A 22,551-nucleotide genomic window follows, 5' to 3' on the forward strand; every position below is an offset into this window, starting at 1 on the left:
AAGACCGCGCCGCCGCCATCACCGCCGAACGCCAACACAACCACGACATGCGCACCACCGCAGCCACACCCGAGTTCCGACGCGACGAAGACATCGAATACGAGGACACCCTCACGAAGGAGCCGGAACCGCCGCCCTTCTGACTGGCTGGACACACCGGGGCTCGATACCTGACAGAGACCTGATCGCGCGCTGGACGAGTCCTGGGATCCCTACAGTCGCGTTGTGCGAAGACTGTTCGCGGCGACGGCGCTCGCCCTCGGCACGGCGCTGACCGCGACCGCCGCACCCGTCGCACCCGTCGCCGTGGCGCAACCCGCGATCGAACCCGCAGGCGCGGTCGTCGCCCCGCCGGACGGTCCGGCGGAGGCGTGGCTGGTGGCCGATCTGGACAGCGGGCGCGTCCTCGCGGCGAAGGATGCCAACGGCTCACATGCGCCCGCAAGCACCATCAAGACACTGTTGGCTCTCGTGGTCGTCGACAACCTCAACCCGAATTCCTTCGCGCGGGCGAACGAATCGCACGAACGAGTCGAATGCTCGTGCGTGGGATTGACACCCGGCCAGCCCTACACGACCCGCCAACTGCTCGAGGGACTGCTGATGGTGTCGGGCAACGACGCCGCGAACATGCTGGCCGACATGCTCGGAGGTCAACGCGTCGCCGTTGCGAGGATGAACGCCAAGGCCCAGCAACTCGGCGCGCGCAGCACCCGCGCGGGTTCGCCGTCGGGGTTGGACGGGCCCGGTTGGGAGTCCGTCACCACACCCCACGACTTGGCGGTGATCTTCCGCGCGGCGCTGGCCAACCCGCTGATCGCCTACATCCTGCGGCAGCCGTCGGCCCAGTTCCCCGGCAAGACCCTCACTGCGCAGAACGAACTGCTGTCCCGCTATCCCGGTGATCTGGGCGGCAAGACGGGCTTCACCAATCTGGCGCGCAAGACCTATGTCGGCGCCGCGCAGCGGGGCAACCGGCGCCTCGTCGTCGTGCAGATGTACGGGACGGGTGATCTCTACGATCAGGCGATCGGCCTGTTCGACTGGGGTTTCAACCAGTAGTGCCGATCGGTAGCTCCGCGAACGCGCGGACGGGAAACGTGCCGAAACCCTCGACGGCCGGCGGAGCGGCGGTGAACCGTGCCCCGCGCGGTGGCAGCGCACCCAGATTGGTGAGGTGCTCGACGACGTGCACCCCCGCGCCGAGCAGCAGGGAGTGAGCGGGCCGCTCGCCCCCGGATTCCGTGTCGTCGATGTTCACCGAGTCGATCCCGACGAGCGCTGCCCCTGCGTCGATGAGGTGGCGGGCGCCGTCGGCGGTCAGGAACGGCGCGCCGACACCGTATTCTGGCGTCCCGAAGAATCGGTCCCAGCCGGTGTGTAGCAGTACCGCGGCACCGCGGACGTCGCGGTCGGCAAGGGTCTCCGCACGGATGCCGCGCCGATTGGGGTCCCACGCGTCGGTGAGGTGAAACACCTCGGCAGGCAGCCCGACCAACGTCGCGAGGTCGAGAGCGGCGAGGTCGGCTCCGTCGGCGTAGCGGTGAAAAGGTGAGTCCAGGTAGGTGCCGGTGTTGCCGATCATCGTGATCACGTCCATCGCGAACTCGGTGCCGGGTGCGTAGATGGCCCTCGAGCGCTCCCGCGTGAGATGTGGCTCGATGACGGGAGCGGGTAGCCCGGGGTAGGTGACGAGTCCCGCCCGGATTGGGTGGCTGAGGTCGACGACGTGGGTCGATGCCGTCGGGTCGGCCGGATCGGCGACGCCTCGGCTGCCGCGGTGCGGTTCCTCGACGATTCGCAGCCCGCGCAGTTCGACGCTGTCGACGAGGGCGAGCCCCAGATGGCGCACCAGGAGCTTGCCGATCGCATCAACGTCGAGGTCTGCCGCGGGCAGGTCCAGGCGGAAGCCCGTGCCCTTCAGGTCTCCCCCGTTCGCGAATCGGATGTCGAAGTCGAAGTGGGCGCGATGATCCGGCATGGGAGTGAGCGTACGGAGGGCGGCGCGCCCGCCGGATCGGCGTCAGCGGAAGACGCGGCCGCGCAGGACGACGAGCTCCGGATGATTCAGGACGTTGCCATTGCGGGGATCGTCTGTGTAGCAGAGCAGGTCGGCCGACGCGCCATGCTGCAGCGCGGGCCTGCCCAGCCACGCCCTGGCATCCCAGCACGCCGCGCCGAGCGCGTCCGTCGGGTTCATGCCGACGGTCTTGAGCGCGTGCACCTCGTCGGCGATCCGGCCGTGGGCGATCATGCCGCCCGCGTCGGTCCCCGCATAGATGGGGACGCCGGCGTCGTGCGCGGCGCCGACCCGCTGCTTGCAGGAGGCATGGAGGTCCCGCATGTGCTTGGCGTAGGTCGGATACTTGGCCGCCGCTTCGGCGATGCCGGGGAAGTTCTCGATGTTGATCAGCGTCGGCACCAGTGCCGTTCCGTGCTCCAGCATCAGCGCGATGACGTCGTCGGTGATGCCGGTGCCGTGCTCGATGCAGTCGATCCCCGCGTTGATGAGACCGGGCAGGGCGTCCTCGCCGAACACGTGCGCAGTCACCCGGGCACCCTCGGCGTGCGCGGCGGCGATGGCCTCGACCAGGACGTCGTCAGACCACAGTGGCGTGAGATCGCCGACGCCCCTGTCGATCCAATCCCCCACCAACTTCACCCAGCCGTCACCCCAACGGGCCTGCTCGGCGACCGCGGCGGGCAGTTGCGACTCGTCCTCGACGTCGATCGGCAGCTTTGACATGTAGCGCTTGGGGCGGGCCAGGTGACGGCCGGCGCGGATGATGCGCGGCAGGTCCTCGCGATCGTCGAAGCTGCGGGTGTCGACGGGCGAACCGGCATCACGCAGCAGCAGCGCGCCGGCGTCCCGTTCGGTCTCGGCCTGCGTGATGGCTTCATCGAAGTCGGTGGGCCCGCCTGGCCCGAGGCCGACGTGACAGTGCGCGTCGACCAGGCCGGGGATGATCCAGCCGCCAGCCCCATCGGCACCGAACACGGTCTCGGCGTCGGCGACGGGTTCGGCGCTGAGTCGCCCGTCGATCACCCACCACTCGACCGGTTCACCGTCGGGCAGACCCCTGCCCCGCAGGTGCAACGTCAACTTACTTCTGGCCGGGGAACTTCAGCTTGGACAGGTCGATGTTGGCCAGGCCCGGCGGTAGTTCGTCCAGGCCCTTCGGCATGTTCGACAGGTCGGGGAATCCCGCGGGGAGCCCGCCCCCGCCCACGCCGAGCGGGTTGTTCACCTTCGGCGGCGTCGGCCCCCGACCGCCCTTCTTGTTCTTCTGCTTGTTCTTGCCCTTGACGGCCTTGCGCGAAGAACTCTTGCGGGCGAACGGCATTCCCATCTGGCCGGCCATCGACGACATCATCTTGCGGGCGTCGAAGAACCGGTCGACGAGCTGGTTGACCTCCGAGACGTTGACACCGGAACCGTTCGCGATGCGCAACCGCCGCGACGCGTTGATGATCTTCGGGTCCGCGCGCTCGGCGGGCGTCATGCCACGGATGATGGCCTGGACGCGGTCGAGTTGGGTGTCGTCGACTGCCGCCAGCGCATCCTTCATCTGGCCGGCGCCGGGCAGCATGCCGAGCAGGTTGCCGATCGGACCCATCTTCCGGATCATCAACATCTGCTCGAGGAAGTCCTCCAGCGTGAGCTCGCCGCTGCCGATCTTGGCCGCAGCCTCCTCGGCCTTCTGCGCATCGAAGACCTGCTCGGCCTGCTCGATGAGGGTGAGCACGTCGCCCATGCCGAGGATGCGGCCGGCCATCCGGTCGGGATGGAAGACGTCGAAGTCCTCGAGCTTCTCGCCGTCCGACGCGAACAGGATCGGTACGCCGGTGATCTCTCGCACCGACAGCGCGGCGCCGCCGCGGGCATCGCCGTCCAGCTTGGTCAGGACCACGCCCGTGAACCCGACACCCTCGCGGAACGCCTCCGCGGTCATCACGGCGTCCTGGCCGATCATCGAGTCGAGGACGAACAGCACCTCGTCGGGGTCGACCGCGTCCCGGATCGCGGCCGCCTGGTTCATCAACTCCTCGTCGATGCCGAGGCGGCCCGCGGTGTCGACGATCACGACGTCGAAGTGCTTGGTCTTGGCCTCCGCGAGTCCGGCGGCGGCGACCGCGACGGGATCGCCCGCCTTCATCGCCTCCAAGTCGGCGCCACTGGGAGAGACGCCCGGATGCGGCGCGAACACCTGCACGCCCGCACGCTCACCGACGATCTGCAGCTGGTTGACCGCCCCGGGTCGCTGCAGGTCGCAGGCCACCAGCAGCGGCGTATGGCCTTGGTCCCTGAACCACTTGGCGAGCTTGCCCGCCAGCGTCGTCTTACCGGAACCCTGCAGGCCCGCGAGCATGACGACCGTCGGCGGCGTCTTGGCGTACGCCAGCTGCCGGGTCTCGCCACCGAGGATGCCGACCAGCTCGTCGTTGACGATCTTGACGACCTGTTGGGCCGGGTTCAGGGCGCCGGATACCTCCGCGCCCTTGGCACGGTCCTTGACCCGGGTGATGAAGGCACGCACGACGGCCAGCGAGACGTCTGCCTCGAGCAGGGCCAGCCGGATCTCGCGCGCCGTGGCGTCGATGTCGGCGTCGGTGAGCCGACCCTTGCCGCGGAGGCCCGAGAGGGCGCCGGTCAATCGGTCGGACAGGGATTCGAACACGTGGTTAGCCTAGCCGCCCACCTACTAACTGGCCTCCGGCACCGCCTTCGCCGGTGTCGGCGTGGGAAGCACGGTGAAGAGGTCACGCTCGAGTTCCTTGCGCGCCTCCGAATGGTCCTGCGTCGCGTCGCCGGCGGCCAGCGCGGGCACCACGATGCCGAAGGCATCTACCACCGACGATCCCAGAGTGGTGACCTTCGCCCAGGCGATGTCGATCCCGTCCCGCTCGATGACGGCAGTCAGTCGTGCCAGCAGCCCCGCACGGTCCGTGCTGCGGATCTGCAGGACGAACTCGCCGGGAGACGTGCCGTCGAACCAGAGGATGCGTGGCGGCGGGGGGGCGTTGATCGGCACGGCGTCCGGGATGTCCCCCGCACGCGTCGTGTTGGTGGCGGCGGCGTCGCGGTCCCGGCGTTCGAGCGAACCGATGACGTCGAGGTCGCCCGCCAACGCCAGCACGAACTGTTCACGCAGCAGCTCGGCGGCCGGCGGCGAGCCGAAGTGTGGCGACACCACGAACGTGTTGATCGCGACGCCGTCGTGACTGTTGACCGACGCCGAATGCACCCGCAAAGAGTTCAGCGCCATCACCCCCGCCGCCTTGGACAGCAGGCCCCTACGGTCGGGGGCGATCATCGCGACGTTGAAGATGTGCGGGCTGTCGCCGGCCACCAGCTCGACGTGCACTCCACGGTCGGCAGCCAGCGAAAGATGCCGTGGCTCAATCGGATCGGGTTTCGGCAACGGATCGCCAGCCATCACCAGCCTGCAGCGGCGGACCAGATCACCGATGAGAGAGGCCTTCCAGTCACCCCACACTCCCGGCCCGGTGGCCAGGGAATCGGCCTCCGCGAGCGCATGCAGCAGTTCGAGCAGCACCGGGTCGCCGTCCAGTGCATCCACGACGGACGCGATGATCTTGGGGTCCTGCAGGTCGCGGCGCGTTGCGGTGTCGGGGAGCAGCAGGTGGTAGCGCACGATCTTGGACAGCAGTGCGACGTCCGACGGCCACAGGCCCAGCCTGGTGCCGATCTGGGTCGCCAGATCGGCGCCGATCACGCTGTGGTCACCGCCGCGTCCCTTGCCGATGTCGTGTGCCAGAGCACCGAGCACGAGCAGATCTGGTCGCGATACCCGCGTGGTGAACGCGCTTGCGCGCGAGATGGTTTCGACGAGATGCCGGTCGACGGTCCAGATGTGGACGATGTCACGGGGCGGTAGGTCTCGGACGGCACCCCATTCGGGGAAGAGCCTGCCCCACAAGCCGGTTCGGTCTAGGGCCTCGACGGTGGCCACGGTGGCGGGACCGGCGGCCAGCATCACCAACAGGTCCTTGAGCGCCTGACGAGGCCACGGCGTGCGCAGTTCCGGCGCCGTCTCGGCCAATCGACTCAGGGTCGACGCCGACATCGGTAATCCGGTCGTGGCCGACGCGGCCGCGACCCGCAGAATGAGGCCCGGATCGCGTTCGGGGCGGGCGTCGCGGGCCAGCATGACCTCGCCGCCGTACTCGATGACGCCTTCGCCGACGGGTCGGCGCACGGGCCGCCGCAGTGCGGACAATCCACGGCGCGGCAACGCATTCGACGCAGTCCGGATGCCGGCGTCCACGTAGTAGCTGATGGTGCGCGCCGCGTCACTGAGCATGCGCGCGAGATCGAAGCGGTCGCCGATGTGCAGGGCCGCGCCGATCTCGTCGGCGAACTGGGCCAACAGCATCTCCCGGCCACGGCGCGAGACCCGGTGCAGCTCGGTGCGCACGTTCAACAGGGCCAGGTGCGCATCGCCCAGCGAACCGGTGGGTGAGGCCAGCGAACGGCTCGGGTACGCGTCCGCCAATTGCGCGATGGCCAGCGCATTGAGCAGCTGCACGTCGCGCAGGCCACCCCGTCCGTTCTTCAGATCGGGTTCGGCACGGTGAGCGATCTGGCCGCTGCGAACCCAACGCGCGCGCGTGTGATCGACGAGTTCTTCGAAGCGGGGCGCGATACCGGTTCGCCACTGGCGACGGGCGCCGCCGACGAGGAGCGCCGTCAGATCGGCGTCACCCGCGATGTGCCGGGCATCGAGCATGGCGAGGCCCGCCGAGATGTCCTCGCCGGCCACCTTGAGCGCCTCCGGCACCGTGCGAACGCTGTGGTCGATGTGAATGTTGGCGTCCCACAACGGATACCAGAGCAGCTCGGCCACCTGCGACACCACGTCGCGGGGCATCTCGTCGTGGACCAGGGTCAGATCCAGATCTGAGTACGGCAGCAGTTCGCCTCGACCGAGGCCACCGGTCGCGACGATGGCGAATCCACTGGTGGACGTGATGCCGATCTCGGCAGCCTTGGTGGTGAGCCAGAATTCGTTCAGATCGAGCAGCGCTTCACGCAGCGCTGCGGAGTCGAGGCGCGACCCGCCGGTGAGCAGTTGTTCGGCGGCGGTAGCCAGATCGTTCGCCGGACGCGACGAACCCGCCGCCGGCGCCTCCCATCGAGAGGCCCCGGCGGCGGGATCTGGTGTCTGCTTTGTCATCTCGGTCCTCCCCGGACGTGCTGTTGATCTTGCCTTCGATGCGCGTCCGGGAGACGACGCTCAGATCACTCCTCCATCAAATGGCGTCGGTCCCCCGTTCACCGGTCCGCACGCGGACGACGGTGTCGACGGGGCTGACCCACACCTTGCCGTCACCGATCTTGCCGGTGCGCGCGGCTTGAACGACGACGTCCACCACCTTGTCGACGGCGGAGTCGTCCACCAGGACCTCGACCCGCACCTTCGGCACGAAGTCGACGGAGTACTCCGCACCACGGTAGACCTCGGTGTGGCCCTTCTGCCTGCCATAGCCCTGCACCTCGCTGACGGTCATCCCCAGGATGCCCGCCTGCTCGAGACCCGTCTTGACGTCCTCCAGTGTGAACGGCTTGACGATCGCAGTGATCAGCTTCATTTGGTCAGTTCCTTCCAAGTCACCGTCAATTGTTCCCGATCACGCGAGTTCATAAGCCGTTTCCGCATGTTCGGCTTCGTCGATGCCGTTGGCCTCTTCCTCTTCGTCAAGTCGCAACCCGATGGTGAACTTGACGATGAGGGCGACCACGGCGGTACCGATTGCCGAGTACAGCAGGACCGCACCGGCTCCGACTCCCTGCCTCCACAGCTGGTCGAATCCACCGCCGTAGAACAGTCCTGCCACACCGGCGCCCGCCTCGGGTGCGGCGACCAGGCCGACCAGCAGGGTGCCGATGAGGCCACCGACGAGGTGGACGCCGACGACGTCGAGCGAGTCGTCGAAGCCGAGCTTGAACTTCAGCCCGACGGCAAGGGCGCAGAGTACGCCTGCCACGACGCCGATCACCAGTGCGCCAACGACATTCACCGAGGAGCAGGACGGGGTGATGGCGACCAGACCGGCCACGATGCCCGACGCGGCGCCGAGCGACGTGGCGTGGCCGTCCCGGATCTTTTCGGTGAGCAGCCATGCCAGCATCGCGGCGGCGGTGGCGACCGTCGTGGTGAGGAAGGTCGCACCGGCCAAACCGCCTGAGCCGACGGCCGATCCGGCGTTGAACCCGTACCAGCCGAACCACAGCAGACCGGCGCCGAGCATCACGAACGGCAGGTTGTGCGGGCGCATCGGCGCTCCGGGCCAGCCACGGCGCTTGCCGAGCATGATGGCCAGCACCAGGCCCGCGGTACCGGCGTTGATGTGCACGGCGGTACCACCCGCGAAGTCGACCGCGGCGAGTTTGTTGGCGATCCAGCCGCCCGTCTCACCGGTGAAGCCGTCGAAGGCGAACACCCAGTGCGCCACCGGGAAGTAGACGACCGTGACCCACAGGCCCGAGAACAGCAGCCAGCCGCCGAACTTCAGGCGATCGGCCACCGCACCCGAGATCAGCGCCACGGTGATGATCGCGAACATGAGCTGAAAGGCCACGAACACCGACATCGGGATGGTCCCGGCAAGTGGAATGGTGATGGCGTCAGCAGCTTCCACGCCCAGGCTGGGATCTGCGACGACCGCTTCCGCGGCATTACCGCCGATGATTCCCTTGAGTCCGAAGTACTGCGTCGGGTCGCCGAAGAGGTTGAACTTGTCGTTGCCGAACGCCATCGAGTAGCCGTAGAGCACCCACAACACCGTGACGACACCCATGGAGCTGATGCTCATCATCAGCATGTTCAGGACGCCCTTGGCGCGAACCATGCCGCCGTAGAAGAAGGCCAGTCCAGGGGTCATCAGCAGCACGAGTGCGGCGCTGGCCAACATCCATGCCGTGTCGCCGGTGTCCGGCGCACCCATTATCGGAAATCCGTCCACTCCCAGTTTCCTCCTTCGCCCATGCCACGGTTAGTCACCGATGACCTAGGCCAAGACAATGCGCACTGGTTGTTTCGCCAATGAGCCGCCCGTGTTTCGCCCATGTGAACGGATCGGCCTATTGCGTTTCGACGGTGTTAATCGCCTCGTCAGGCACCGATGTTCCCCGCGCAAGCGCTCGTCAGGCACCGATGTTCCTCGCGCAAGCGCTCGTCAGCCGAGCAGGGCGTCGACGAACGCGGCGGGCTCGAACGGCGCGAGGTCGTCGGGTCCCTCCCCGAGTCCGACGAGCTTCACCGGTACGCCCAGCTCCTGCTGCACGCGGAACACGATGCCGCCCTTGGCCGTACCGTCGAGCTTCGTCAGGACGACACCGGTGATGTCGACCACCTCCGCGAAGACCCTCGCCTGTGGCAGGCTGTTCTGGCCGATCGTGGCGTCTAGCACCAGGAGGACCTCGTCGACCACGGCGCGCTTCGTCACGACCCGTTTGACCTTGCCGAGCTCGTCCATCAGGCCCGTCTTGGTGTGCAGCCGGCCCGCGGTGTCGATGACCACGACGTCGGCGCCGGTGGCGATGCCCTGATCGACGGCGTCGAACGCCACCGACGCCGGATCGGCGCCCTCCGGGCCACACACGACCTCGGCTCCGACCCTGGCCGCCCAGCTCTGCAACTGGTCGGCCGCCGCGGCGCGGAACGTGTCGGCCGCTCCGAGAACGACGCGTCGGCCGTCGGCGACGAGGACCCGGGCGAGCTTGCCGACGGTCGTCGTCTTGCCCGTTCCGTTGACGCCGACGACGAGCAATACCGAGGGCTTGTCGGCATGTGGCAGCGCCCTGATCGAGCGGTCCAGGTCAGGGCGGAGCTCGTTGATGAGGACGTCGCGGAGCACCGCTCGAGCATCGGCCTCGGACCGGACACTGGTTGCGGCCATCCGGGCTCGCAGAGCGGTGACCACGTTCTCGGTGACGACGGGACCGAGATCGGCGACGAGCAGGGTGTCCTCGATGGCCTCCCAGGAGTCCTCGTCGAGATCCCCGCCGCCGAGCAGGCCGAGCATGCTGCGGCCAAGGGCGTTCTGTGACTTCGAGAGCCGCCCGCGAAGACGTTCCAGCCTGCCATCCGGCGGGGCGATCGGCTCGATCTCCGGCGCCGCGGGAGGAGGTTCGGGTTCGGGTTCGACCTCGGGGCGTTCCGGCGCCGGCGGTTCGGGCAGTTGCACGTCGGAGATGGACCGCTTGGGCGCATCGCGCGGGATGGTGGCGTCGTCCCCGACGGCCGGAAGGCCGAGGGTGTCCAGCCTCGCCACAGGTGGTGCGGCCGTATCCGTCGCCTGGGTGAACGAGATCGTCGAGGACGCCGTGTACCCGCCGGACTTGTCCACGGGTTTCTCGAGGGAAGTGGCATCCTCCGGCGCCGACAAGCTGATCCGTCGCCGCCGGTAGCGCACCAGTCCGACGACCAGCGCTGCTACGACGAGAACGGCGATGACCGCTAGGGCGATCCAGAGACCTTCAGACACCACATCATTGTCTCAGGGTGGGTTCCGCCGGCGGGCTCAGGTGGTCGCGGTGACGAGTTCCTGGCCCCGCATCCGCTGCGAGATCACGGTGGTGATGCCGTCGTCGCGCATGGTGACGCCGTACAACGCGTCGGCCACCTCCATGGTCGGCTTCTGGTGCGTGATGACGATCAGCTGGGAGCGTTCACGGAGCTGCTCGAAGAGGCTGATCAGGCGGCGCAGGTTGACGTCGTCGAGCGCGGCCTCGACCTCGTCCATGACGTAGAAGGGTGACGGGCGGGCCCGGAAGATGGCGACGAGCATCGCGACCGCCGTCAGCGACTTCTCGCCACCGGACAGCAGGGACAGCCGCTTGATCTTCTTGCCGGGCGGTCTGGCCTCGACTTCGATGCCGGTGGTCAGCATGTCGTCGGGGTTGGTCAGAAGAAGACGACCCTCGCCGCCGGGAAACAGCGTGGCGAACACCTGAGTGAACTCGCGCTCCACGTCGGCGTACGCCTCGGCGAAGACCTGCAGGATGCGCTCGTCCACGTCGGTGATCACGTCGAGCAGATCCTTGCGCGCCGCCTTGACGTCCTCGAGCTGTGTGGACAGGAAGTTGTAGCGCTCCTCCAGCGCTGCAAACTCTTCCAGCGCAAGAGGATTCACCCGTCCGATTTCGGCGAGCTCACGGTCGGCCTTCTTTGCTCGACGTTCCTGCGTGGCCCGGTCGAACGGCATCGGCGCGGGCGCCGTGACCTGCTCTCCACGCTCCCTGGCCTGCTCGTACTCGGCCATCTCCAACTCCGACGGCGGCAGCGGCACGTGCGGGCCGTATTCCTCGATGAGGTCGTCGGTCGCCATGCCGAACTGTTCGAGCGCGTGTTGCTCGAGTTGTTCGATGCGGAGCGCCGCCTGAGCTTTCGCGACCTCGTCGCGATGCAGCGAGTCGGTGAGCGCGGTGAGCCTGGCGTTGAGTTCGTCGACCTCCTGGCGCACTCTGCTCAGCGCCTCGGCGCGGTGGCTGCGCTCGGCGGCCAGGCCATCCCTGGTGCGACCCGCCACCGCCACCGCGGTGGCCAACCGAGCGGCGACCAGACGGCCCGACTCCGCGACCGCTGCCGCCACCGTGGCGGCATGCTCGCGCGCCTCGCGAGCCCGCTGCGTGCGCAGCCGCGCCTCACGCTCGGCGGCCGCCGCACGGCGGAGCGAGTCCGCCCGTCCGCGAACGGCATTCGCACGTTCCTCCGCGGTGCGAACTGCCAGCCGCGCCTCGAACTCGGCGGCCCGCGACGCCTCGGCAGCCGCGACGGATTCCTGGCGATCGACTGGTTCCGCATCGAAGGTAGGTAGCTCCTGCGCATTACGCAGTCGTTCCTCGAGGGCTGGCAGCTCCTCGACGGTCTTCACCCGGCCCGCCTCGAGCTCGTTGCGCTGGCCGTTGAGGCGCTGCCACTCCTCCTCTGCGGCACGGGCTTCGTGCCCCAGCCTGCCGAGCTGTTCGTAGATCGCCGAGATCGCTGCATCGGATTCGTTGAGCGCCGCGAGGGCGTCCTCGGCAGCGTCCTGGCGAGATACCTGCTCGGCTAGGGCACCCGACAACGCCGCCGTCAGTTCGGAGACCTGTCGCTCGGCGGACTCCAATTCCGCACGGGCCTTGTCGATTTCGGAGGTGATCTCCAACGTGCTCGGCTTGCGATCGGAGCCGCCGGTGAGCCAGCCGGCACCCACCAGGTCTCCGTCGGTGGTGACCGCGCGCAGCCGGGGATGGGACGCGACGAGGTCCAGCGCCGCGGTCAGATCGGGGACCACCACCACACCGGCGAGCATCGCCTCGATGGCGCCGCGAAGACGCGGGGCCGGCTCGACCAGATCGACTGCCCACAGTGCACCATCGGGCAGCACCTCCCCCGAATCTCGTTGCGGCGACTCGGTTTCGGGCCAGTCACCAAGCACGATCGCGGCGCGGCCACCGTCGGCCCGCTTGAGTGCCGCGACGGCTGAGTGCGCAGCTCCGAAACTCTCGGCGGCCACTGCATCGGCCGCCGAGCCGAGTACGGCCGCGACCGCAGCTTCGTGTCCGGCGCGCACCCGCAGCATCTTGGCCACCGAACCGAAGAGTCCCGAGCCGTCGTGGTTATTCTGCAGCCAGGCGGCGCCGTCCCTGCGGTCCAACCCGACTGCCAGCGCGTCGATGCGCGCTCGCAACGACGCAACCTGGCGTTCGGCGTCACGCTCGGCAGCCTGTAGTTCCGCGACCCGCGCGTCGGCAAGACGCAGCGCGGTCACCGTCCGGTCGTGTTGATCGTCGAGACCGACCTCACCGGCGTCGAGTTCACCGACGCGCGTCTGGACGGTCTCGAAGTCGACCCTGGACTGCTGAACCCGCATCGCGGACTCTTCGATGCTGACCGTGAGACGTGCCACGCCTTCGTCGATCGACTCGACGCGGGTGCGGATGGTGTCGACCTGACCGGAGAGCCGGGCCAGCCCCTCGCGGCGGTCGGCCTCCGCCCGGGCTGCCGCGAGATGCGCGCGTTCGGCCTCGGCGGCGATGCGTTCGCGCTCACTCAGTTCCGCGCGCGCCGCCTCCTGCCGCTCTCGGCACCGTGCAAGCTCGACGAGCAGCTGCTGTTCGTGTGCGGCGACCTCGTCTGCCTGCGCCTCGAGGGCGTCCGGATCGGCGCCCTGGGACACCTCGGCGTCGGCGTCGAGAAGTTGTGTTCGCTCGCTGGCGATGCGCACGGTGGCGCTGACCCGTTCCGCGAGCGCGGACAGCCGGAACCACGTCTGTTGTGCCGCCTCCGCGCGCCCGCTCAGACCGGCCACCGCGGTTTCGTGGGTCGTCAGCTCGATGGTCGCGGTTTCCAGGCGGGTGCTGATCTCGTCGTGCTCGCGCCGCAGCGTCGTCTCGGCCTGGTTGGTGTCGTTGAACTCGGCGCGCCGGATTACGAGGTCGTCGGCAGCCAACCGCAGCCGGGCGTCGCGCAGGTCGGCCTGGATGGTCTGCGCCCGCCGCGCCATCTCGGCCTGGCGTCCCAGCGGCTTGAGCTGACGGCGCAACTCGCTCGTCAGGTCGGTGAGCCGGTTGAGGTTCGCCAACATCGAGTCGAGCTTGCGGACCGCCTTCTCCTTGCGCTTGCGGTGCTTGAGCACGCCGGCGGCTTCCTCGATGAACGCGCGACGGTCCTCCGGCCGCGACTCGAGGATCTCGGACAGCTTGCCCTGGCCGACGATGACGTGCATCTCGCGGCCGATACCCGAGTCCGACAGCAGTTCCTGAACGTCCATCAGCCGGCAGCTGGTGCCGTTGATCTCGTATTCGCCTGCACCGTCGCGGAACATCCGTCGGGTGATCGACACCTCGGAGTACTCGATCGGCAGCGCATTGTCGGAGTTGTCGATCGTCAACGTCACCTCGGCGCGGCCCAGCGGCGCCCGTGACGACGTACCGGCGAAGATGACGTCCTCCATCTTGCCGCCACGCAACGTCTTGGCGCCCTGCTCGCCCATCACCCACGTCAAGGCGTCGACCACGTTCGACTTGCCCGATCCGTTGGGTCCGACGACGCACGTGATGCCCGGCTCGAAGCGCAGAGTCGTCGGCGAAGCGAAGGACTTGAAGCCCTTCAACGTCAGACTCTTGAGATGCATGACGTGCGAGCTTACCTGCGCAGTTGCTATCGCTCGGCGAAGCCCTCGGTCGGGTCGCCGGGCCCCGACCATTCGTAGACGACGGTGTCGACGCGCCCCGGTGTGGCCCCACCCTGCAGCAGGTCGAGCAGCCGCTGACATGCAGCGCGCGATCCGCGGGCGACGACGTGCACGCGGCCGTCATCCTTGTTTGCCGCGAACCCGGTGAGCCCGAGTTCCAACGCCCTCGAGCGCGTCCACCAGCGGAACCCGACACCCTGAACGCGGCCGTGCACCCACGCGGTGAGGCGGACGTCCTCGCCTGCCGGCGGAATCACTTCTGGGTGACCTCGAACGTCACCTCGGCGCCGGTCTTGAGGGTGCGGCCGACGGTGCACACCTTGTCGATCGAACGCTCGACGATGACGAGAAGCTTCCTGATCTCCTCCTCCGACAGTGCCGACAGGTCGACCTCGAGGTTCTCCTCGATCAGCGGGTAGCGCTCCTGCTCGCGGTCGGCGGGACCGGAGACCCTGACTGTGGCCTCGTAGTCGTCACCCAGCCGACTGCGCAGTGCGTGGTCGCTGCTCATGCCGCTGCACGCCGCGAGCGCGATCTTGAGCAGCTCGCCCGGGGTGAACACGCCGTCGACGTCTTCGGAGCCGACCAGCACCTCCGCTCCCCGCGTGCTGCGACCGGTATAGCGGCGCACGCCCGTGCGCTCGACCCAGAGATCAGTCATCAGTCCTCTTTCCCCATGTCACGTAGAACCATCAACGCCTCGGCCGCGGTTGACATTTCGGGCAGTAGTACGACGACCGGTTCATGAACTTGTCGCGCTGCACGAGCGCACCGCAGCGTCGGCACGGCTCGCCCTCGCGGCCGTAGGCGTCCAGCGACCGGTCGAAGTATCCCGACTCGCCGTTGACGTTGACGTACAGCGAGTCGAACGACGTGCCGCCCTGACCGAGGGCGTCGCGCATGACGTCGGCGGTGTGGCCGAGGATCGCGGCCAGCGTCGGTTTGGTCAGCGATTCCGCGATGCGCGCCCCGTTGACCTTGGCGCGCCACAGCGACTCGTCGGCGTAGATGTTGCCGATGCCCGACACCACCGTCTGGTCCAGCAGTTGACGCTTGATCTCGGAGTGCTTGCGCCGCAACACCTTTACCACGGCCGCCCCATCGAACAACGGATCCAGCGGGTCGCGCGCCACGTGCGCGACGGGGACGGGGACCTCGGTGCCGTCGACGGTGACGAGGTCGGCCATCATCCAGCCGCCGAACGTGCGCTGATCGACGAAGCTCATCGCCGTACCGTCGTCGAGCAGGGTGGCCACGCGTAGGTGCTCGGTCTTCGCGACGGGTCCCAGTAGCATCTGGCCACTCATCCCGAGGTGGACCACCAGGGCGTCGCCGCTGCTGAGCGTCAGCCACAGGTACTTCCCGCGCCTGCCCGTCCCGGTCACCACGTTGTCGAGCAGTCGCGCCGTCAGATCGGCAGCGCCCTCCTCGTGCCGTCGGACCGCGCGGGGATGGTTCACCCGGACGGCGGTGATCGTCCTTCCGACGACGTGCGCGGCGAGCCCGCGCCGGACGACCTCGACCTCGGGAAGTTCAGGCATCCCGCTCGGGCTCGGTGTCGGTGTGGAGGTCCCCAGCCGCGCCGAGCGCCTCGAGCGCCTCGTGCGCCGCCGCGGCGGCCTGCTGTTCGGCCTCCTTCTTGGTCCGGCCCTCGCCCACGCCGTAGTCCTCGGCGTTGACGACCGCCCGCGCCGTGAAGTGCTTGTCGTGCTCGGGGCCGGTGGAGGAGACGACGTAACTTGGGACGCCCAGCCGGCGGGCCGCCGCGAGCTCCTGCAGGCTGGTCTTCCAGTCGAGACCCGCGCCCAGGTTCGCGGCGGTTTCGAGCGCGCCGGAGAACATGCGGATGACGACGTCGTGGGCCACCTCGTGTCCGTGCTGGACGTACGTCGCGCCCAGCAGTGACTCCACCGCGTCCGCAAGCAGGTTGGCCTTGTGGGCACCACCGCTCGCCACCTCGCCGCGGCCGAGCAGAAGGTACGCGCCGAGCCCGTCGTCGGTGAGGTTCCTGGCGATCCGCGCCAGCGCCTGGGTGTTGACGACGGCGGACTTCAGCTTGGCCAGTTCGCCTTCGCTGCGGTCCGGGTACTTGGCGAAGATCTCCGCGGTGATCACCAGACCCAGTACGGCGTCGCCGAGGAACTCGAGCCGCTCGTTGGTGGGCAGACCCCCCGCCTCGTAGGCGTAGCTGCGGTGGGTCAGGGCCAGGGTGAGTAGATCGTCGGGCAGGTCGACGCCGAGCGCTTCCAGCAGCGGTGTCCGGTCGACCGTCACTCGCGATCCCCCGCCGCCTGATCCGGCGGCTCCTCCTCGACGGGCTTCATGGCCGCCAGCTTGGCCCACCTCGGATCGATGACGTCGTGGTGGTGCGGGTCGGCATCGTTCTCGTAGTCGGCCAGCTGGGCACCGCACTCCGGGCAGAGGCCCGGGCAGTCGTCCCGGCACACCGGTGAGAACGGCAATTCCATCCCGACGGCGTCGATGATCGGCTGTTCGAGGTCGACGGTGTCACCCGATGAGTCGGAGGTGACGCGCCCGACCTCGTCCTCGTCGGTCGTGGCCTCGGTCGTGCTGTCCGGGTAGGCGTACAGCTCGGTGAGGGTGATCTCGACGTCGCCGGCGACGGGGGTCAGACAGCGGGCGCACTCGCCTTCGGTGGGTGCCGAAACCGTGCCGCTGACCAGCACTCCCTCGGATACCGATTCGAGGCGTAGATCGAGTTCGACGGGCGCACCCTTCGGGATGGCGATGAGCTCGATCCCGATGCGGAACGGTGCGGGCACGGTCTCCTCGACGGTCACCATCGAGCCGGGCCGACGACCTAGTCGGGAAATGTTCAGCGCGAAGGGCGATCGAGGGCCGCGGCGCGCAGCGTGCTTCGACTTCCCGGCCATCCGCTGATCCTACGACCGTGGTCCGGCCCGACCCGAATCCGTCGGACCGTGGCGTCTCTCTCTACCGTTGCGCGTAGTCGTGCGTGCCCGCGGCGGTCCGCAACTGGTGGCGACCACGCCCGACCGAGCGAAGAGTGCCGTTGAGGTAGTCCTCGAACTCGGCGAGCTTGCTGTCCACGTAGATGTCGCATTCGCCCCGCAGGCGATCCGCCTCGGCATGGGCGGTGTCGATCAGGCGGGTGGCCTCCGACGTCGCGGTCTGCACGATCTCGGTCTGCGACACCAGCCGCTGCTGTTCCTTGATCCCCTCCTGCACGGCCTTCTCGTAGGAGAGGTTGCCGTTCTCGATCAGGCGGTCGGCTTCGGCCTTGGCGCGTCCGGTGCTGGCCTCGTACTCACGCTTGGCGGTGGCCATGATGCGGTTGGCCTCCTCGCGGGCCTCGCCGACCATCCGTTCGCTGTGCTGCCGCGCCTCGGCGACCATGCGGTCGGCCTGGCTCTTGGCGTCGGCGAGAATCCGGTCCGCTTCGCCGCGGGAGTGGTTGATCAGCGAGTCGGCCTCGGCGGTCGCCGTCGAGACCATCGAATCGGCGTGATCCTTTGCCTCGCGCAGCATCCCGTCGCGAGCGTCGAGAACGTCCTGGGCGTCGTCGAGTTCGCCGGGGATGGCGTCCTTGACGTCGTCCAGCAATTCGAGCACGTCGCCGCGGGGCACCATGCAGCCGGCCGTCATCGGCACACCGCGGGCTTCCTCGACGATCGCTCCGAGCTCGTCGAGCGCCTCAAATACTCGGTACACGGCAACACCCTCCCGGCCTAGTTGGTCGTTACCAGTGTGCCTGGTGTTACCCGTGTGACTAGGCACGCCACGCCGGTTGATTCGCGGTTATCGCGTCGGTACCGACCCGTAGGGTTGCCAGGATGGGTCATCGTCCAACGTGCGACCAGGGCGACTTTCCCTCGGATTTCCCGCCATGGCCGCACACTCGGCGAGGTCGTCAGCGCTCGGCCAGCTTTGCCCGCAGACGCACGTTGACGGGCTCTGGCAGCAACTCCGAGACGTCACCACCGAGGATCGCGACCTCCATGGCGAGCGACGACGACACGAAGGAGTACCGGGGTGCCGTCGCGACGAAGAAGGTGTCCACACCCGCGACGTGCTTGTTCATCTGCGCCATCTGCAGCTCGTAGTCGAAGTCGGTGCCGCTACGCAGCCCCTTGACGATCGCGGTCAGGCCTCGGGACTTCACGAAGTCGACCACCAGGCCGCTGCCCCTCTCCACCCGCAGATTCGGCAGGTGCGCCGTCGACTCGCGGATCAACTCGATGCGCTCCTCGGCAGTGAACATGCCCGACTTGCTCGGGTTCACCAGCACAGCGACCACGACCTCGTCGAACTGTGCTGCCGCCCGTTCGAAGACGTCGACGTGGCCGAGGGTCACGGGGTCGAACGAACCTGGGCATACGGCGCCACTCATGTCCGACGACGCTACGCGATCTCCCCGAACTCGAGGCGCGTGTCACCGTAGCGGCGGTCCCGCCCCGACGCCCACCCGGCGGGCCAGGCCAGTACGGGCGCCGACGTGGGTCGCTCGACCACGGCGATCGCACCCGGACTCACCCAGCCACCATCGGTCAGGGCGCGGAGCACCGCCTCCACGTCGGCCGACGGCACCTCGTAGGGCGGGTCGGCGAACACCAGGTCTGCGGGACGGTCGGTTCCCGTCGCCAGCACCGAGGCGACGCTGCCGCAGCGCACCACCGCGCCGGCGGCGCCCAGCGTCGCAACGTTGTCTTCGATGACGGCCGCTGCGCGCCGGTCAGCCTCCACGAACACAGCCGACGCGGCGCCACGCGAAAGCGCTTCCAGCCCAAGGGCTCCCGAACCGGCGTACAGGTCGAGAACCGCGAGACCGGCCAGATCAACTCGTGCGGTCAACACGTTGAACAGCGACTCGCGGACCCGGTCCGTCGTGGGACGGGTACCCCGCCCGGAACGACCCTGCGGCACCGAGATTCGGCGGCCGCCGAACCGACCGCCGACGATCCGGGTCAGCGGATCACCGCCAGAAGGTCGCCACCCTCTACCTGCGCGGTAGCCGAGACGGCGACACGGTCGACGGTGCCCTGCTTGGGAGCCGTGATGGCCGCCTCCATCTTCATGGCCTCGATGGTGGCGATGGTCTGGCCCGCGCTGACCTGATTGCCCGCGACGACGTTGACGGTGACGACGCCGGCGAACGGCGCGGCGACGTGGTCGGCGTTGGCCCGGTCCGCCTTCTCCGAGGCGGGCACGGTGTCGGCGATGCTCTCGTCGCGCACCACCACCGGTCGAAGTTGCCCGTTCAGAATGCACATCACGGTGCGCATGCCGCGCTCGTCGGCATCGGAGATCGCCTCGAGCCCGATGATCAGGTCGACGCCACGGTCGATCTGGATGCGATGTTCGTCGCCGTGGCGCAGCCCGTACCAGAACTGGTTGGCGGACAGGCGCGAGGTGTCCCCGTACGTCTCCCGGTGGGCCTCGAATTCCTTCGTCGGCCCGGGGAACAGCAACCGGTTCAACGTCCGCTGTCGCACGGTGCCGGGCTGGCGGAGCAGCGCTTCGTCCTGCGCGTCGAGCTTCTCGGTCGGCCTGGCGGGCGGGCGTCCCGCCAGCGCCTTGGAGCGCAGCGGCTCCGGCCATCCGCCGGGCGGGTCGCCGAGTTCGCCACGCAGGAAACCGATCACGGAGTCGGGAATGTCGAAGCGGGCCGGATCGGCCGCGAAGTCGTCGGCCGTGATCCCGGCGCCGACGAGCGCAAGGGCGAGGTCTCCGACGACCTTCGAGGACGGCGTGACCTTGACCAGATGTCCGAGCACCCGGTCCGCGCCGGCATAGGCGTTCTCGACGTCCTCGAACCGATTGCCGAGACCGAGCGCAATCGCCTGCTGACGCAGATTGGACAGCTGACCGCCGGGGATCTCGTGCGAATACACCCGGCCGGTGGGGGCAGGAAGCCCGGACTCGAAGGGCGCGTACACCTTTCGCAAGGCTTCCCAGTAGGGCTCCAGATCACACACGGCGCGCAGCGACAAACCGGTGTCGTAGCGGGTGTGCATGGCCGCGGCGACGATCGAGGACAGCGACGGCTGACTGGTGGTCCCCGCCAACGGCGCGGCGGCGCCGTCTACGGCGCTTGCACCTGCCTGCCAGGCCGCGGTGTAGGTGGCCAACTGACCACCGGGCGTGTCGTGGGTGTGTACGTGCACCGGCAGATCGAACCGGCTGCGCAGCGCCGAGACCAAGGTGGTGGCCGCCGGTGCCCGCAGCAGGCCCGCCATGTCCTTGATGGCCAACACGTGTGCGCCTGCCTCGACGATCTGCTCGGCCAGCTTGAGGTAGTAGTCCAACGTGTAGAGCGTCTCGGCCGGATCCGACAGGTCGCCGGTGTAGCTCATGGCGACTTCAGCGACCGCCGAACCGGTTTCACGGACGGCATCGATCGCCGGGCGCATCGACTCGACGTTGTTGAGCGCGTCGAAGATCCGGTAGATGTCGATGCCGGTGGCCGTGGCCTCCTCGACGAAGGCCGAGGTGACGACCTCGGGGTACGGGGTGTATCCGACGGTGTTGCGGCCCCGCAGCAGCATCTGCAGACAAATGTTGGGCACCACCTCGCGCAGCGCCGCCAGCCGTTCCCACGGGTCTTCCTTCAGAAACCGAAGCGCCACATCGTAAGTCGCGCCGCCCCAGCACTCCAGCGACAACAGCTCGGGGGTCATCCTCGCGATGTACGGCGCGACGGCCACCAGACCGGAGGTCCGCACCCGGGTGGCGAGCAGCGACTGATGCGCGTCGCGGAAGGTGGTGTCGGTGACACCCACCGCAGGAGAGTCCCGCAGCCACACCGCGAAGGCCTGGGGCCCCAGCTCGATCAACCGTTGCCTGCTGCCCGGTGGCGGGGTCGCCTCGAGGTCCGCCACATTGGCGTCGGGCAGCTTGTCCTGCGGGTACACCCGCGTCCGGTCGCCGTACGGCGAGTTGACGGTGACCTCGGCGAGGTAGTTGATGATCTTGGTGCCCCGGTCGGCCGACGCGTGAGCGGTGAGCAGTTGCGGGCGTTCGTCGATGAACGAGGTCGTGACCCGGCCGGCGCGGAAGTCGGGGTCGTCGACGACCGACAGCAGGAACGGGATGTTGGTCGAGACCCCGCGGACCCGAAACTCTGCGAGCGCGCGACGGGCGCGTGCCACCGCGGTCGAGAAGTCCCGGCCCCGGCAGGTCAGCTTGACCAGCATCGAGTCGAAGTGCGCACCGATCTCCGCACCCAGCGTCGTGCCGCCGTCCAACCGGATGCCCGCACCGCCCGGCGACCGGTAACCGGTGATCCGCCCGGTGTCGGGCCGGAAGCCCTTCGCCGGGTCCTCGGTGGTGATCCGGCACTGCATCGCGGCGCCCCGCACCTGAATCGAATCCTGGCTCAGCGCAAGGTCGGCCAGCGTCTCCCCCGCGGCGATGCGTAGCTGGCTCGCCACCAGGTCTACGTCGGTGATCTCCTCGGTGACCGTGTGCTCGACCTGGATGCGCGGGTTCATCTCGATGAAGACGTGGTTGCCGCGTTCGTCGAGCAGGAACTCGACGGTGCCCGCGCAGGAGTAGCCGATCTGACGCGCGAAGGCGACGGCGTCCCCGCAGAGCTTGGCGCGCAACTCATCTGACAGGTTGGGGGCGGGGGCGAGCTCGATCACCTTCTGGTGCCGCCGCTGCAGGCTGCAGTCGCGCTCGAAGAGGTGGATGACGTTGCCCTTGCCGTCGGCGAGGATCTGCACCTCGATGTGACGCGGGTTGAGCACAGCCTGCTCGAGATACACCGTGGGATCGCCGAACGCCGCCTCGGCCTCGCGACTGGCGGCCTCGATCGCCTCGGCGAGTGCGTCGGAATCCGAGACCCGCCGCATGCCACGGCCACCGCCGCCCGACACCGCCTTGACGAACAGCGGGAAGTCCATGTCGGCCGATGCGGCGACGAGTTCGTCCACCGATGCCGACGGTCCCGAGGACGCCAGCACGGGCAGGCCCGCTTCCCGCGCCGCGGCGATCGCTCGCGCCTTGTTGCCCGTGAGCTCCAGCACCTGAGGGCCGGGGCCGACGAAGGTAACGCCCGCCTCCGCGCACGCGGCCGCGAGTTCTGGTTTCTCGGAGAGGAACCCGTATCCGGGATACACCGCGTCGGCGCCTGCGTCGCGGGCAACGCGGATGATCTCGTCGATCGACAGATAGGACCGCACGGGGTGGCCCGGCTCGCCGATCTGATACGACTCGTCGGCCTTCATCCGGTGCGGCGAGTTACGGTCTTCGTACGCGTACACCGCCACCGTCGCGATGTTCATCTCGTATGCCGCACGAAACGCCCGGATCGCTATCTCACCGCGGTTGGCCACCAACAGTTTGGAGATCACGCGCTACCCT

General features: G+C 68.4%; 18 protein-coding genes. 1 reads left to right on the plus strand and 17 read right to left on the minus strand.

Annotated features, from left to right (window positions below):
• The first annotated feature begins 225 nt into the window (after positions 1–225).
• The gene (locus tag VET27_RS19510; RefSeq protein WP_526521092.1) at positions 226–1,062 is read left to right on the plus strand and encodes a D-alanyl-D-alanine carboxypeptidase family protein; all 837 of its coding nucleotides are present in this window, start codon (positions 226–228) and stop codon (positions 1,060–1,062) included.
• On the opposite strand, the gene VET27_RS19515 is transcribed toward VET27_RS19510, so the two are convergent.
• The 17 genes from VET27_RS19515 to VET27_RS19595 all read right to left on the minus strand — a co-directional run bounded on the left by VET27_RS19515 (position 1,052) and on the right by VET27_RS19595 (position 22,541).
• A complete protein-coding gene (locus VET27_RS19515; protein ID WP_526521094.1) occupies positions 1,052–1,981 on the minus strand; it encodes a cyclase family protein in 930 nt (309 codons plus the stop codon). The two genes, VET27_RS19510 and VET27_RS19515, sit on opposite strands and share 11 nt — an antisense overlap.
• Positions 1,982–2,023: 42 nt before the next feature.
• Complete coding sequence (locus tag VET27_RS19520; protein WP_526521096.1) at positions 2,024–3,103, minus strand: amidohydrolase family protein; 1,080 nt, start codon at positions 3,101–3,103, stop codon at positions 2,024–2,026.
• A 1-nt stretch (position 3,104) separates the two neighbouring features.
• Positions 3,105–4,679, minus strand: coding sequence for a signal recognition particle protein (ffh, locus tag VET27_RS19525; protein WP_526521098.1), 1,575 nt, complete (start codon positions 4,677–4,679; stop codon positions 3,105–3,107).
• Between the two features lie 24 nt (positions 4,680–4,703).
• Positions 4,704–7,199, minus strand: coding sequence for a [protein-PII] uridylyltransferase (locus VET27_RS19530; RefSeq protein ID WP_526521101.1), 2,496 nt, complete (start codon positions 7,197–7,199; stop codon positions 4,704–4,706).
• A 76-nt stretch (positions 7,200–7,275) separates the two neighbouring features.
• Complete coding sequence (locus VET27_RS19535; protein WP_526521103.1) at positions 7,276–7,614, minus strand: P-II family nitrogen regulator; 339 nt, start codon at positions 7,612–7,614, stop codon at positions 7,276–7,278.
• A gap of 39 nt (positions 7,615–7,653) precedes the next feature.
• Positions 7,654–8,988 (minus strand): ammonium transporter, encoded by a 1,335-nt coding sequence (locus VET27_RS19540; RefSeq protein ID WP_526521105.1) that lies wholly within the window; start codon positions 8,986–8,988, stop codon positions 7,654–7,656.
• A gap of 213 nt (positions 8,989–9,201) precedes the next feature.
• Entirely contained in the window at positions 9,202–10,512 is a 1,311-nt protein-coding gene (gene ftsY / locus VET27_RS19545; protein ID WP_526521107.1) for a signal recognition particle-docking protein FtsY, read from the minus strand.
• 36 nt (positions 10,513–10,548) lie between these two features.
• The gene (smc, locus tag VET27_RS19550) at positions 10,549–14,145 is read right to left on the minus strand and encodes a chromosome segregation protein SMC (protein ID WP_526521109.1); all 3,597 of its coding nucleotides are present in this window, start codon (positions 14,143–14,145) and stop codon (positions 10,549–10,551) included.
• Between the two features lie 26 nt (positions 14,146–14,171).
• Positions 14,172–14,462, minus strand: a complete 291-nt coding sequence (locus VET27_RS19555; RefSeq protein WP_526521111.1) for an acylphosphatase — start codon at positions 14,460–14,462, stop codon at positions 14,172–14,174.
• On the minus strand, positions 14,459–14,866 hold the full coding sequence (locus tag VET27_RS19560) for an OsmC family protein (RefSeq protein ID WP_526521113.1): 408 nt from the start codon (positions 14,864–14,866) through the stop codon (positions 14,459–14,461). Before VET27_RS19560 ends, VET27_RS19555 begins: the two co-directional genes overlap by 4 nt.
• Before the next feature lie 31 nt (positions 14,867–14,897).
• A complete protein-coding gene (gene mutM / locus VET27_RS19565; protein ID WP_526521115.1) occupies positions 14,898–15,746 on the minus strand; it encodes a bifunctional DNA-formamidopyrimidine glycosylase/DNA-(apurinic or apyrimidinic site) lyase in 849 nt (282 codons plus the stop codon).
• The gene (rnc, locus tag VET27_RS19570) at positions 15,739–16,479 is read right to left on the minus strand and encodes a ribonuclease III (protein ID WP_526521118.1); all 741 of its coding nucleotides are present in this window, start codon (positions 16,477–16,479) and stop codon (positions 15,739–15,741) included. Before rnc ends, mutM begins: the two co-directional genes overlap by 8 nt.
• Entirely contained in the window at positions 16,476–17,099 is a 624-nt protein-coding gene (locus VET27_RS19575; RefSeq protein ID WP_526521120.1) for a YceD family protein, read from the minus strand. The genes rnc and VET27_RS19575 overlap by 4 nt, the downstream gene beginning before the upstream one ends.
• Positions 17,100–17,160: 61 nt before the next feature.
• Positions 17,161–17,898 (minus strand): cell division protein SepIVA, encoded by a 738-nt coding sequence (sepIVA, locus tag VET27_RS19580; protein WP_526521122.1) that lies wholly within the window; start codon positions 17,896–17,898, stop codon positions 17,161–17,163.
• 199 nt (positions 17,899–18,097) lie between these two features.
• Positions 18,098–18,577, minus strand: coding sequence for a pantetheine-phosphate adenylyltransferase (coaD, locus tag VET27_RS19585; RefSeq protein WP_526521124.1), 480 nt, complete (start codon positions 18,575–18,577; stop codon positions 18,098–18,100).
• Positions 18,578–18,588: 11 nt separating this feature from the next.
• A complete protein-coding gene (gene rsmD / locus VET27_RS19590; protein ID WP_526521187.1) occupies positions 18,589–19,155 on the minus strand; it encodes a 16S rRNA (guanine(966)-N(2))-methyltransferase RsmD in 567 nt (188 codons plus the stop codon).
• On the minus strand, positions 19,152–22,541 hold the full coding sequence (locus VET27_RS19595) for a pyruvate carboxylase (protein ID WP_526521126.1): 3,390 nt from the start codon (positions 22,539–22,541) through the stop codon (positions 19,152–19,154). The genes rsmD and VET27_RS19595 overlap by 4 nt, the downstream gene beginning before the upstream one ends.
• Positions 22,542–22,551: the final 10 nt, after the last annotated feature.

This window comes from Mycobacterium sp. (assembly GCF_035633495.1).
Classification (GTDB): domain Bacteria; phylum Actinomycetota; class Actinomycetes; order Mycobacteriales; family Mycobacteriaceae; genus Mycobacterium.